Genomic DNA, 11,959 nt, shown 5'->3' with positions numbered 1-11,959 from the left:
CCAGCCGGACCGCACCAAACCCGACTGCCACGCTATCCCAAGATGATTGATGAAACGGAAATCAACCGTCGAAAAAGCGTCGGATCGGCCAGCCTTCCACAGGCGGCGTGCAAAACTTGCCGTGCGTGGCAATTGGCATACCCTGCCGGAACGATTCGACCATCCCGGCAGGAAGAAGGGTAACAATGGCAGACAAGGCGTCAATGCACCAGAACGCGGAGGCGTTGGCCATCGAAGCGCTTGGCTTCATTGCGGCCGACCCCGAACTTTTGCCACGTTTCCTTGCCATCACCGGCATCGGCGCGGATTCGATCCGGCGCGCGGCCCGCGAACCCGGCTTTCTGGCTGGAGTCCTCCAGTTCATACTGGCGCATGAGCCCACCCTGATGCGTTTCTGCGACGCAGCGGGAATACCTCCCGCTGCGGTAGGCCAGGCGCTTCGCCACCTGCCACTAGGCGACACCAACTATGAAAGTTCGATATGAGCGTCGATCCCGAAACCCTTCGCCAGATTGAAGAACTCTCCTCCGACGACAGGCCTCTCCTGATCCTCGACGTGGATGACGTTCTGCTGGAGTTCATCCGCCCCTTTCCCCGCTTTCTCGAAAAGCGCGGCCTGCACCTGACCATGGCTTCCTTCCGGCTCACCGGCAATATCGCCGAGAGGACGACCGGCAGGCTGGTCGAGCAGGCCGAGGTCACCGCCCTGCTCGACGATTTCTTCACCGGCCAGGCGGATTGGCAAAGCATCACCGATGGAGCACCGGAAGCGCTGGCCAGTTTCGAGGACCGCGTCGAGATCGTGCTTTTGACGGCAATGCCGCACAAGCACCGCGAGGCGCGCCGGGCGCATCTCGATGCGCTTGGCCTGTCCTATCCGCTGCTGACCACGGAAATGGCCAAGGGCCCCGCCGTCGCAAGGCTACGCGGGCCAAGCAACCGGCCCATCGCCTTCGTCGACGACCAGCCGCCAAACCTGATTTCGGCGCGCGAGTCCGTGTCAGATGCCAATCTTTTCCACCTGATGGCCGACAACAGCCTGCGCGAGTTCCTGCCCCCGCTGCCCGACGACATCACGGTCGTGCACGACTGGCATGACGCCAGGCCGAAGATCGCCACGGCGCTCGGTTTCTGAACGCAGAAAGCAGCCCGGATTTCAATCCAGCGGGTGTTCGGCGTAGAACTCCACCACCCGTTTCTTGAACGTCTTGTCGCCCACGGCCAGCATGTGGTCACGCCCTTCGATGGGGAACGGCGTGGCATTCGGCATCAACGCCGCGAGTTCCTCCGCCGAACCGCCGATATCGTCCCTGGTGCCGACGGCGACCAGCGTCGGCTGGGTGATGCGCGACATGTCTTCCTCGGTGAGCAGTTCGCGCGAGGTGGTGATGCAGGCGGCCAGCGCCCGGCGGTCGCTGCGCGTCTGGTCGGCGAAGGCACGGAAAGACCGGCCCTGCGGATGGGTGATCTTCGAAGGGTCCTCCGCAAGCAGGGCCGCCGCAATCGGGTCCCAGTCGCCCACACCGTCAATCATGCCGATGCCGAGCCCGCCGAACACCAGCGTCGCGACCCTTTCCGGCGCTTCCAGTGCGAGGAAGGCGGAAACGCGCGCGCCCATCGAATAGCCCATGACATGGGCCTTATCGATGCCCAGATGATCGAGCAGGGCGACCGCATCGGAGGCCATTTTCGTCGGCGTGTAATCGGCCTCGTCATAGCTCTTGGACGATGCGCCATGGCCGCGATTGTCCAGCGCGATTGCCCGGTAGCCGGCATCGTTCAGGGTCTTGAACCAGCCCGGCGACACCCAGTTCACATAGTGGCTGGAAGCGAAGCCATGAATGAGCAGGACGGGATCGCCCTTTCCCCTCGCCGGCTGGCGGTCGAGAAAGGCCAGATCGAAACCATCGTGCGCGAAAAACTGCATGCTTACACCCGTTCTGCTTCAGCCGCCCGACGAGGACTGTCCTGACCCGGACGCCATCACCCTCGGATGGTTGACGACATCACCCTCGGCAATGCCTTCTCTTTCGGCCGTTCCGGCCTTGAGTTCAAGCACATAACGGGCGGGTTTGCCCGGCGATATGGGAGCGATCGAATAGGGCTGTCCCGGCAAGACCGCCTCGATGCGGCCATTCTCCGCGATGAACACGAGATCGAGCGGCATCGGCGTGTTCTTCATCCAGAAACTGACCGGCCGGGTTTCCTCGAAGACGAACAGCATGCCGCGGTCGTCCGGCATGGACTGGCGATGCATCAGCCCCGCCGCGCGCTCGGAAGCATCCGCCGCCACCTCGATGGTGAAAGAACGCGGGCCGGCCTTTGTCGCGATCACCAGCGGTTCGGGATCGACAGGCAGGAGCATGGGTTGCTGAACGGCATCGCCCGAATTCTGGGCAAAAGAGGGCGGCGGAGCGCTCACCAGAACCGCCAGCCACGCCAGAGCGCCGGCCACCGAACTCCAACGCCTTGCGGTCATGAAACGCCTCGCTCGCAAACTCTCGGCCGCATTCTAAAGCACTTTTACAGCCAAGGGACAGGCTCGGCATCGCATAAATGCGGCTCAAATAAAGGGTTAGCGCGATTATCCGATCCAGCCTGACCGCATCCTGCTCAAGGAAGCGGCAGAAGCGCCAACCGGCTTCAGTGCGATACCGGCAGGGTGCCTACATCGGGGTGGATCTCGGCCGCCATCAGGCCCTTGTCCCCGCGCCCGAAACGCACCAGAACCACCTGACCCGGCCGCAGTTCGGTCACGCCGAAGCGGCGCAGTGTCTCCATGTGGACGAAGATGTCCTCGGTGCCTTCCCCGCGCGTGAGAAAGCCGAATCCCTTGGTGCGGTTGAACCATTTGACCAGCGCGCGCTCAAGGCCGCTCTCCGGCGTCACCGTCACATGGGTGCGCTGGCTCGGCAGCTCGGTGGGGTGCACGGCGGTGGACATGTCCATCGACAGCACCCGGAACGCCTGTAGCCCCCGCTCGCCCTGCTTGACGAGGCAGACCACGCGCGCGCCTTCCTGCGCGGTCTGGAACCCGTCGCGGCGCAGGCAGGTGACATGCAGAAGAATATCGCCGAGATGGGCGTCATCCGGCAGGATGAAGCCATAGCCCTTGGCGACGTCGAACCATTTTATGGCCCCGGAAACCTCGGTCAGATCGGTATTCGCACTGCCGTCCTGCCCTGCGGCAGTATCGACCTCGCTTCGACTCCGATCTGTGAAAGAGGCCTTTTCCCCCATAAGAATGCCCCCTTTGTATCTAGCACGCGCAACTGATTCTTCTTTGGAAGGATAGCATTGCCGCTTCGCATCTGTGCAAGAGCCGAGATGCATTTTGCACGTATCATTCGGTTGCGGCGCAAGCGCCCGTGGTTGCCGCCCGGTGCGAGCGACCCTATGTTGCGGCTCCGTTCAGGAGGTTTTCATGCGTTATCTGCACACCATGGTCCGTATCGCCGACATCGACGCCGCGCTCGATTTCTACTGCAACAAGCTGGGCATGAAGGAAGTGCGCCGGCAGGAGAACGAGCAGGGCCGCTTCACCCTCATATTCCTGGCAGCCGCACATGATGAAGCCAGCGGCCGCGCCGACAAGGCGCCTCTGCTGGAACTCACCTATAATTGGGATTCCGAGGCCTATTCGGGCGGCAGGAATTTCGGCCATCTCGCCTATGAGGTCGATGACATCTATGAAACCTGCCAGCGGCTGGTGGATCAGGGCGTGACCATCAACCGCCCGCCGCGCGATGGCTACATGGCGTTCATAAAGTCGCCGGACGGCATTTCGATCGAATTGCTGCAAAAGGGCGCGGCGAAGGAAAAGGCCGAACCCTGGGCCTCGATGCCCAACACCGGAAGCTGGTAACAAAAAAGGCCGCTGCATTCACAGCGGCCTTCGAATGCGGTTGGTGCCGGTTCAGGCGCGTGCCATGCACACGGATGTATGGCCCGAACGGATGAAGCCGAGCTGGCTTGCCGCTCCCTTGGACAGATCAAGCACCCTGCCCTTCACGAACGGGCCGCGGTCGTTGATGCGCACGACGACGCTCTTGCCGTTTTTCTTGTTGGTCACCTTGAGGCGGGTGCCGAACGGCAGCGTGCGGTGGGCGGCGGTCAGCGCCGAGGGGTTCATCCGCTCGCCCGAAGCGGTCTTGGAATGCAAGGCGTACCACGACGCGCGGCCACACTGCATCGCCGCCGAGGCATCAGTCGTGGAAGCAGCCATCATCATGCCCGCGGCAATGGCGGCCAAGGCCAGCGCCTGCCCTCTCCTTCTTGTCATTAAAATTGCTCCATTAATCGTGTGGAGCCACTAGACAAGGAATGAGGCGGCAAATAAGGCGTTCAACCCCCTGATTCGCCGCGTCGGCACACTTTTGGAGACCGGTCGAAACAGTTTGTCAGGGTGCCGGCCGAGATCGGCTCTCACCGCAGTTGGCGATATTAATCAAGTATTAATATGCGATATTTCCAACACCCTGGGGCAGTATTTCCATCCGCCGAAAGTTATTCTTTGGAACTATTACACACCAAGCGATTTAAGCTTTCGATGCAGCGCAGACCGCTCCATGCCGATGAACTCGGCGGTGCGCGAGATATTGCCGCCGAACCGGTTGATCTGGGCGATGAGATAGTCCTTCTCGAACTGCTCGCGGGCCTCCCGCAGCGGCAGCGCCATGATGTGCTGATCCGACTGGCCGGGCGTGCGCGGCATCACGTCACCGATCTCGGCCGGCAGGAGATCGGCGGTGATCGGCGCCTCGATGTCGTCGCCGCGCACGAGGATCATCAGCCGCTCGATGTTGTTGCGCAACTGGCGCACATTGCCGGGCCAGTTGTGGGCCTGAAGCACCGCCATGGCATCGTCACCGATGCGGCGCGGCTTCATGCCCACCTGCCGGGCCACCTGCTTCATGAAGTGATCGACCAGATAGGGAATGTCCTCGCGCCGTTCGGCAAGGCCGGGCACCATCACCGGCACCACGGCAAGGCGGTGGTAGAGATCCTCGCGGAAGCGGCCGTCGGCGATCATCGCCTCGAGGTTCTGCGCAGTGGAGGAGATGATACGCACATCGACCTTGACGCGCTTGGTGCCGCCGACGCGCTCGAACTGCTGCTCGACCAGAACGCGCAGGATCTTGTTCTGCGTCTCGCGCGGCATGTCCGCCACCTCGTCGATGTAGAGGATGCCGCGATGCGCCTCCTCCAGCGCCCCGACCTTGCGCTCGGTGCCGTTGGACTCGGTGCCGAACAGCTCGATCTCCATGCGCTCGGGCGTGATGGTGGCGGCGCTCAGCGTCACGAACGGACCGCTCTTGCGCGACGACAGCGCATGGATGGCGCGGGCCGTCAGTTCCTTGCCGGAGCCGGAGGGGCCGATGATCATGACGCGGCTGTTGGTCGGCGCCACCCGCTCGATGGTCTGGCGCAACTGGCTCATGGCCGACGACATGCCGATGAGATCGAACGTCTCGCCGCTGCGCTGCTTGAGGTCGGAAACCTCGCGCCGCAGCTTCGAGGTCTCCAGCGCCCGCTCCGCCACCAGGATCAGGCGGTCGGCCTTGAACGGCTTTTCGATGAAATCATAGGCGCCGCGGCGGATGGCCGAAACCGCGGTTTCGATATTGCCGTGGCCGGAAATCATCACCACCGGCAGGTTGGGATGCAGCGTCTTGATCTCGTCGAGCAGCGCCAAGCCGTCCAGCCGCGATCCTTGTAGCCAGATATCGAGGAAGATCAGGCGTGGCGCGCGTTCCGCTATCGCCGCCAGCGCGCTGTCGGCGTCATGCGCCGTGCGCGTCTCGTGGCCTTCGTCGCTGAGGATGCCCGCAACCAGCTCGCGAATGTCTTCTTCGTCGTCGACGATCAGAATATCAGACGCCATTTTCGACCTTTACAGCTTCTTTTTCAGAGGGTGGGTTGCCGGAGGCGGGGGCGATATCTCCGGCGGCCGGTAGAATGATGGAGACCATGGCGCCCTTGCCGCCATGGAATTCCTGTGGTGCGTCGTGGAGTTCCAGGCGCCCGCCATGGTCTTCCACGATCTTCTTGACGATAGCGAGGCCGAGCCCGGTGCCCTTGTCGCGCGTCGTCATATAGGGCTCGAGCAGCCTTTGGCGATGCTCGCGCGGCAGGCCCTTGCCGTTGTCCATCACGTCGATCCGGATGCCCTCGCCCTGGCGGGCAGCGCGTATCCGGATCGTGTTCGGCGTGCCGTCCGGGCGCTCGACGCCCTCCATGGCCTCGGATGCGTTCTTGATGACATTGCCGAAGGCCTGCGATAGAAGCCGGCTGTCGAAGGTGCCGTAAAGCGGCTCGCTGCCGAAATCGCGCTCGAACCTGATGTCAGACCGGCTGACCTCGACAAGGAACGAGGCTTCGCGCAGCGGCTCGCGCAGGTCCAGCGGCTTCATGTCCGGCTTGGGCATGCGGGCGAAGGACGAGAATTCATCGACCATGCGCCCGATATCCCCCACCTGCCGGATGATGGTGTCGGTGCACTGGTCGAAGACCTCGCGGTCCTCGGTGATGACCTTGCCATAGCGGCGCTTGATGCGCTCCGCCGATAGCTGGATCGGGGTCAGCGGGTTCTTGATCTCATGCGCGATGCGGCGCGCCACGTCCGCCCAGGCGGAGGAGCGCTGCGCCTGCACAAGATCGGTGATGTCGTCAATCGTCACCACATAGGACTTGGAGGCGTCGTCCTCCTCTTCCTCTTCCATGGTGACCTGGATGTTGAAGGTGCGCTCGGCCCCGGCCCGGTAGAAGGTCACCTGCTCGCGGTAGACCGGCTTGTCGGACTTGCGCCCGATCTCGAAGGCCCGGCCGACGAGCGGCAGCAGAACGGAGAGGTTCTGGCCGATGGCCGTCTCCGCATCGATCGCCAGCATGGTCTCGGCCGAACGGTTGACGATGGTGACGATGCCTTCCGCATCCACACCGATGACGCCGGCCGTCACGCCTTCCAGAACCGCTTCGGAGAAGCGCCGGCGCTCATCGATCTGGTCCTTGGCCGTCAGCAGTTCGTTGCGCTGTGACTTCAGTTCCAGCAGCATGTTGTTGAAGGTGGCGCCGAGCGAGGCGACATCGCCATCGGAAGGCCGCACCGGAACCGAGACGTCGAGATTGCCGGTGGCCACCTCATCGGCCGCGCCGATGAGTTGGCGGATCGGCCGCACCAGCCGGTCGGCGACGGCAATGCCGGTCCAGACGGCGGACAGGATGATGATGAGCGTCATCGAAAGGTAAGGCAACGCGAAGGCGATCTGCGAGGGACGCCGGTTGGATTCCAGCCCCCGATATTCATCGACATTGGACCGCACGATCTGCCGGGCCTTGATGACCTCGGGATCGATCACCCGGATCGTGTAGAGGAACAGCCCTTCCAGTTCCCTGAGCTTGACGATGGCGCCCATGATGTTGCGGGTTTCGGGTGCGATCAGCAGCGGCGGCCCGTTTTCCGCCTCCTGGATGGCGCCTTCGGGCGGCTCGGGCATGGCGAAATCGGCACGGGTCTGCGCGCTCATGACGAAGGAGCCGTCGGAGCGCACCAGCGCCGCATGGGCAAGCCCCCGGCCGGCCGCCTCCTTGTTCATGAGGTCTAGAAAGCCGGTGCGGTCGAGCCCGTAGAGCGTGCGCGCATTGTCGAGGTCGTAGGCCATGGACAGCGTGGTGCCCTGCAGGTTGCGGGCATTTTCCTGCACATAGGCGTCGGCGATCGACAGCGAGGAATTGATGATGGTCTTGGTGCGGATCTCGAACCAGCGGTCGAGCCCGACATTGAGCGTGATCGAGGCAACGATGGCGACCATGATCGCCGGGATAGCCGCCACCAGCGCGAACATGGTGACGATGCGCACATGCAGGCGCGACGCCGCCTTGCCGACCCGCCTTGCCAGCACGATGCGGTGGATCTCGCGGCCGATCAGCGCCGTCAGAACCAGGATGAAAAGGGCGTTGGCGGCGATCAGCGTGAGCGTGATCTGGCTGTCCGGCACGATCGGCGTCGCACCGACAAGGATCGCGAACGATACGCCGGCCGTCAGCAGCGCACCCAATATTGCGAGGATACCCGGCAACGCAAGCAGCCGCCGTCCCTCCTGGGCACGGCTTTTCGGCAGGCGCACTCGGCCGGTGCTGAGTATGTGAGTCGTCATACCGCCTATGGCATCATGAATCGCGTTACATGTATGCAACAATGTGGCGATTATGCAACAAAACAGGCGACATTGTGGCTCGCTCTCCGGATACTATCCGTGCGCGGCGAATGCCGGATCAGCCGGCCGATTTGTAGACGCTGATGCCCAGTTCGCGGATCTTCTTGCGCAGCGTGTTGCGGTTGAGGCCAAGCAGTTCCGCCGCCTTGATCTGGTTGCCGCGTGTCGCCGTCATTGCCGCCAGCACAAGCGGGTGCTCCACCTCCGCCAGAATGCGCTGATAGAGCCCGGCCGGTGGCAGAGACGGGCCGTAGGAGGCGAAATAGCGTTGCAGATAGTGCTCCATCGCCTGTCCGATGGAGAGGTTTTCCGGGATAAGGGCAACGCCCGCCACAGGGTCAGGCCTCTCGCCAGCGCTCAGTTCGGCATCGACGATATCGGCGGAAATCTCGTCCTGCGCATAGAGCGCCGCAAGGCGGCGCACCAGGTTTTCCAGTTCGCGCACATTACCCGGCCATGGATAGCGCTTCATCGCCTCGATCCCGGCCGGGGCAATGCGCTTGGCCTGCAAGCCCTCCTTCTCGCCCTGCTTGAAGAAATGCCGCACCAGATCGGGAATATCCTCGGACCGCTCGCGCAGCGCCGGCAGCCGCAGCGGCACGACATTGAGCCGGTAGAACAGGTCCTCGCGGAACAGGCCCTGATTGATCAGGGCGCGCAGATCCTTGTTGGTGGCGGCGACGATGCGCACATCCGTGCGGATCGGCGTGCGGCCGCCGACGGTCGTGTATTCGCCCTGCTGGAGAACGCGCAGCAGCCGTGTCTGCGCCTCCATCGGCATGTCGCCGATCTCGTCGAGGAACAGGGTGCCGCCCTCGGCTTGCTCGAAACGGCCGGTCGAGCGGTTCTGGGCGCCGGTGAAAGCTCCCTTCTCGTGGCCGAACAGTTCGGATTCGATCAGGTCGCGCGGGATCGCGGCCATGTTGATCGCCACGAAAGGCCCGTTGCGGCGGCGGCCATATTCATGCAGCGCCCGCGCCACCAGTTCCTTGCCGGTGCCTGATTCGCCGGTGATCATCACCGTGAGGTCCGTCTGCATCATGCGCGCCAGCATGCGGTAGATGTCCTGCATGGCGGCGGAGCGGCCGACCAGCGGCATGGTGTCGGGCTGGTCCTCCAGCCGCGGCTCGGCTTTCGGCCGGCGCGGCTCGGCCAGCGCGCGCTGCACGATGCCGAGCAGTTCGGTCAGGTCGAAGGGTTTCGGCAGATATTCATAGGCGCCGGCTTCCGAGGCGCGGATCGCGGTCATGAAGGTGTTCTGCGCACTCATCACCACCACGGGAAGTTCCGGCCGTGCCTTGCGGATGCGCGGCAGCATGTCGAAGGCGTTCTCGTCCGGCATCACCACGTCGGTGATCACCAGATCGCCCTCGCCCGCCGCCACCCAGCGCCACAGCGTGGCGGCGTTGGACGTGACGCGCACCTCGTGCCCGACCCGCGACAGCGCCTGGTTGAGAACGGTGCGGATCGCAGCATCGTCGTCAGCGACAAGGATCTGGCCATGCACGCTCATCTGTTACTTCCTTCGCCAAGGTCCTGTTCGTCCGGCACCGTCTCCTTCCATGCCGGCATCAGCACGCGAAAGGTCGTTCCGCGCGGGTTCGACTCGCATTCGACGATGCCGCCATGCTCGCCCACGATCTTGGCGACCAGTGCGAGGCCGAGCCCCGAGCCGTTCGGTTTCGTGGTGATGAAGGGGTCGAACAGGATCGGCAGCAGGTCTTCGGCAACGCCCGGCCCGTTGTCGCGCACGCAGAACTCCAGCGGCAGCGACACCCGCTCCTGCGTGCCGGGCACCGACATGCGGATACCCGGGCGAAAGGCGGTCGTCAGCACGATCTCGCCCAGCGGATCGCTGCCCACCGCCTCGGCCGCGTTCTTGATCAGATTGAGGAACACCTGGATCAACTGGTCGCGATTGCCGTAGACCGGCGGAAGCGACGGGTCGTAGTCCTCGACAATGGTGAGGCCCCTTGCGAAGCCATTCCTGGCGATCGCCTTCACCCGGTCGAGCACGACATGGATGTTGACCGGATAGCGGTCGATCGGCCGCTCGTCGGAAAACACCTCCATGCGGTCGACCAGCGCCACGATGCGGTCGGTCTCCTCGGTGATCAGCCGCGTCAGCGCCCTGTCCTCGTCCGAGGCCGACTGTTCGAGCAGTTGCGCGGCGCCGCGTATGCCCGAAAGCGGGTTCTTGATCTCATGCGCCAGCATCGCGGCAAGGCCCGTCACCGAGCGCGCCGCCCCGCGATGGGTCATCTGGCGGTCGATCTTGTCGGCCATCGAGCGTTCCTGGAACATCACGACCACCGACCCCTGGAACTCCGGAACCGGCGCGACATAGAGGTCCACCATCTTCTCGATGCCGAGGCGCGGCGAGGAGATATCGACGCGGTATTCGTTGACCGGCGCGCGGCGCTCGCGCACCTGATCGACAAGGGCAAGCAAAGGGCTGCCGAAGGGAATGAGCTTCGACAACGTGCTGCGCGCCAGAACGGAGGCGCTGGAACGGAAAAAATCCTCGGCATCTGCGTTGGCGAAGGAGATGTAGCCCTCCGGATCGACCATGATCACCGGCCGCCGGATGGTGTTGAGCAGGATCTGCGCGGCGTCGTCCATATCCCCCGGCTGGATCGGCAGCGCGCTCATGCCGCACTCCTCATATTGCTGTCCTGCCCGGAAAAAATATGGCGAAGCAGGGTAACGACCGCCCCAGGCTCGCCGGACGTCAGCAAGGCCTTGCGCTGCTCCGGCGCGACGGTCGGCGCATGGCGGTCGAGATACCAGCCAAGGTGCTTCCGCGCCTGCCGCAAGCCGCTTTCAGTGCCGTAGAGCGACAGCATGTCCTCGTAATGCGCAGTCACGTAGTCCGCGAGTTCGTCGCGCGCGTGGGGGATACCGGACATGGATGCGCCGGAGACGTCGGCCAAGATCTCGCCTGCCGTCCACGGTGCGCCGTAATGGGCGCGGCCGACCATGATCGCATCGGCGCCGGACTGTTCAAGGATGGCGGCGGCATCGCTGGACGATCCGACATCGCCATTCGCCACCACGGGAATGGAAACGGCAGCCTTGATGCGCGCGATCGCCCGCCAATCGGCCTTGCCGTTGTAGAACTGGCAGCGGGTGCGGCCGTGCACGGTCACCATCCGCACGCCGGCCTCCTCGGCGCGGCGCGCCAGGATGGGTGCATTCAGCACGTTCTCGTCCCAGCCAAGCCGCATCTTGACCGTGACCGGCACCTCGACGGCATCGACAACCGCTTCGATCAGCGACAACGCATGGTCGAGATCGAGCATCAGGGCCGATCCGGCATAGCCGCCGGTCACCTTCTTGGCAGGGCAGCCCATATTGATGTCGACGATGTCGGCGCCCTCGCCCACGGCGATGCGCGCCGCCTCCGCCATATGTGCCGCCTCGCGCCCGGCAAGCTGAACCATATGCACCGGCAGGCCGGAATGGCGGATACGCAGGTTGAAGCCGGCGCGCCCCCTGGCCAGTTCACCGCTGGCAACCATTTCGGAAACGACGAGGCCCGCCCCATGGGCATAGGCCCGCTTGCGAAAAGGCTCGTCCGTGACACCCGACATCGGCGCCAGAAAGACGCGATTGCGAATTTCGACACCACCAATATTCAAAGGCGTGGACAGGATTGCCCGCTCAGGCATGCACAAAAACCATGCAAATAATTTTGATGCCCATTGTTTAAACAATCCTCGGAAATGATGCAATGCACAATC

Annotated in this window: 12 protein-coding genes; 3 read left to right on the top strand and 9 right to left on the bottom strand. The window is 63.6% G+C overall.

Annotation, left to right across the window (positions count from 1 at the left end):
- The first annotated feature begins 185 nt into the window (after positions 1-185).
- Positions 186-485 carry a DUF3572 domain-containing protein gene (locus ABID37_RS02125; protein ID WP_354192341.1) on the top strand — a complete coding sequence of 100 codons (300 nt, stop codon included), beginning with the start codon at positions 186-188 and terminating at the stop codon, positions 483-485.
- Positions 482-1,135, top strand: a complete 654-nt coding sequence (locus tag ABID37_RS02120; protein WP_354192340.1) for a hypothetical protein — start codon at positions 482-484, stop codon at positions 1,133-1,135. The genes ABID37_RS02125 and ABID37_RS02120 overlap by 4 nt, the downstream gene beginning before the upstream one ends.
- Positions 1,136-1,156: 21 nt before the next feature.
- Here the strand turns inward: ABID37_RS02120 and ABID37_RS02115 are convergent, their stop codons facing one another.
- From ABID37_RS02115 to ABID37_RS02105, 3 genes are all read right to left on the bottom strand, one after another.
- Positions 1,157-1,927 (bottom strand): alpha/beta fold hydrolase, encoded by a 771-nt coding sequence (locus tag ABID37_RS02115; RefSeq protein WP_354192339.1) that lies wholly within the window; start codon positions 1,925-1,927, stop codon positions 1,157-1,159.
- Between the two features lie 18 nt (positions 1,928-1,945).
- Positions 1,946-2,479 (bottom strand): DUF192 domain-containing protein, encoded by a 534-nt coding sequence (locus tag ABID37_RS02110; protein WP_354192338.1) that lies wholly within the window; start codon positions 2,477-2,479, stop codon positions 1,946-1,948.
- Between the two features lie 164 nt (positions 2,480-2,643).
- Positions 2,644-3,240 (bottom strand): cold-shock protein, encoded by a 597-nt coding sequence (locus ABID37_RS02105; protein ID WP_354192337.1) that lies wholly within the window; start codon positions 3,238-3,240, stop codon positions 2,644-2,646.
- A gap of 184 nt (positions 3,241-3,424) precedes the next feature.
- Here ABID37_RS02105 and gloA point away from each other — a divergent pair, with 184 nt between their 5' ends.
- Positions 3,425-3,865 (top strand): lactoylglutathione lyase, encoded by a 441-nt coding sequence (gene gloA, locus ABID37_RS02100; protein WP_354192336.1) that lies wholly within the window; start codon positions 3,425-3,427, stop codon positions 3,863-3,865.
- Positions 3,866-3,916: 51 nt separating this feature from the next.
- Here gloA and ABID37_RS02095 read toward each other — a convergent pair whose 3' ends face one another.
- The 6 genes from ABID37_RS02095 to dusB form a co-directional block, all read right to left on the bottom strand.
- Positions 3,917-4,282 (bottom strand): septal ring lytic transglycosylase RlpA family protein, encoded by a 366-nt coding sequence (locus ABID37_RS02095; RefSeq protein ID WP_354192335.1) that lies wholly within the window; start codon positions 4,280-4,282, stop codon positions 3,917-3,919.
- Positions 4,283-4,522: 240 nt separating this feature from the next.
- Positions 4,523-5,884 (bottom strand): nitrogen assimilation response regulator NtrX, encoded by a 1,362-nt coding sequence (gene ntrX, locus ABID37_RS02090; RefSeq protein WP_354192334.1) that lies wholly within the window; start codon positions 5,882-5,884, stop codon positions 4,523-4,525.
- Positions 5,874-8,156, bottom strand: coding sequence for a sensor histidine kinase NtrY-like (locus ABID37_RS02085; RefSeq protein WP_354192333.1), 2,283 nt, complete (start codon positions 8,154-8,156; stop codon positions 5,874-5,876). The genes ntrX and ABID37_RS02085 overlap by 11 nt, the downstream gene beginning before the upstream one ends.
- A gap of 118 nt (positions 8,157-8,274) precedes the next feature.
- The gene (gene ntrC, locus ABID37_RS02080) at positions 8,275-9,729 is read right to left on the bottom strand and encodes a nitrogen regulation protein NR(I) (protein WP_354192332.1); all 1,455 of its coding nucleotides are present in this window, start codon (positions 9,727-9,729) and stop codon (positions 8,275-8,277) included.
- Positions 9,726-10,838 (bottom strand): two-component system sensor histidine kinase NtrB, encoded by a 1,113-nt coding sequence (locus ABID37_RS02075; protein ID WP_435521524.1) that lies wholly within the window; start codon positions 10,836-10,838, stop codon positions 9,726-9,728. Before ABID37_RS02075 ends, ntrC begins: the two co-directional genes overlap by 4 nt.
- Positions 10,839-10,864: 26 nt before the next feature.
- A complete protein-coding gene (gene dusB / locus ABID37_RS02070; RefSeq protein WP_354192330.1) occupies positions 10,865-11,887 on the bottom strand; it encodes a tRNA dihydrouridine synthase DusB in 1,023 nt (340 codons plus the stop codon).
- Positions 11,888-11,959: the final 72 nt, after the last annotated feature.

It is taken from the genome of Aquamicrobium terrae (assembly GCF_040545735.1).
GTDB classification, from domain to species: Bacteria; Pseudomonadota; Alphaproteobacteria; order Rhizobiales; family Rhizobiaceae; genus Mesorhizobium; species Mesorhizobium terrae_A.
Note: the sequence above shows the minus strand (reverse complement) of the source record. Positions and strands in the feature narration are given on the sequence as shown.

Excerpts from the sequence above, each read along its gene's own strand:
- gloA (WP_354192336.1), top strand. The coding sequence starts at position 3,425 with ATGCGTTATCTGCACACCATGGTCCGTATCGCCGACATCGACGCCGCG.
- ABID37_RS02085 (WP_354192333.1), bottom strand. The coding sequence starts at position 8,156 with ATGACGACTCACATACTCAGCACCGGCCGAGTGCGCCTGCCGAAAAGC.
- ntrC (WP_354192332.1), bottom strand. The coding sequence starts at position 9,729 with ATGAGCGTGCATGGCCAGATCCTTGTCGCTGACGACGATGCTGCGATC.
- ntrX (WP_354192334.1), bottom strand. The coding sequence starts at position 5,884 with ATGGCGTCTGATATTCTGATCGTCGACGACGAAGAAGACATTCGCGAG.
- ABID37_RS02120 (WP_354192340.1), top strand. The coding sequence starts at position 482 with ATGAGCGTCGATCCCGAAACCCTTCGCCAGATTGAAGAACTCTCCTCC.
- ABID37_RS02110 (WP_354192338.1), bottom strand. The coding sequence starts at position 2,479 with ATGACCGCAAGGCGTTGGAGTTCGGTGGCCGGCGCTCTGGCGTGGCTG.
- ABID37_RS02125 (WP_354192341.1), top strand. The coding sequence starts at position 186 with ATGGCAGACAAGGCGTCAATGCACCAGAACGCGGAGGCGTTGGCCATC.
- ABID37_RS02095 (WP_354192335.1), bottom strand. The coding sequence starts at position 4,282 with ATGACAAGAAGGAGAGGGCAGGCGCTGGCCTTGGCCGCCATTGCCGCG.
- ABID37_RS02105 (WP_354192337.1), bottom strand. The coding sequence starts at position 3,240 with ATGGGGGAAAAGGCCTCTTTCACAGATCGGAGTCGAAGCGAGGTCGAT.
- ABID37_RS02075 (WP_435521524.1), bottom strand. The coding sequence starts at position 10,838 with ATGGACGACGCCGCGCAGATCCTGCTCAACACCATCCGGCGGCCGGTG.
- dusB (WP_354192330.1), bottom strand. The coding sequence starts at position 11,887 with ATGCCTGAGCGGGCAATCCTGTCCACGCCTTTGAATATTGGTGGTGTC.
- ABID37_RS02115 (WP_354192339.1), bottom strand. The coding sequence starts at position 1,927 with ATGCAGTTTTTCGCGCACGATGGTTTCGATCTGGCCTTTCTCGACCGC.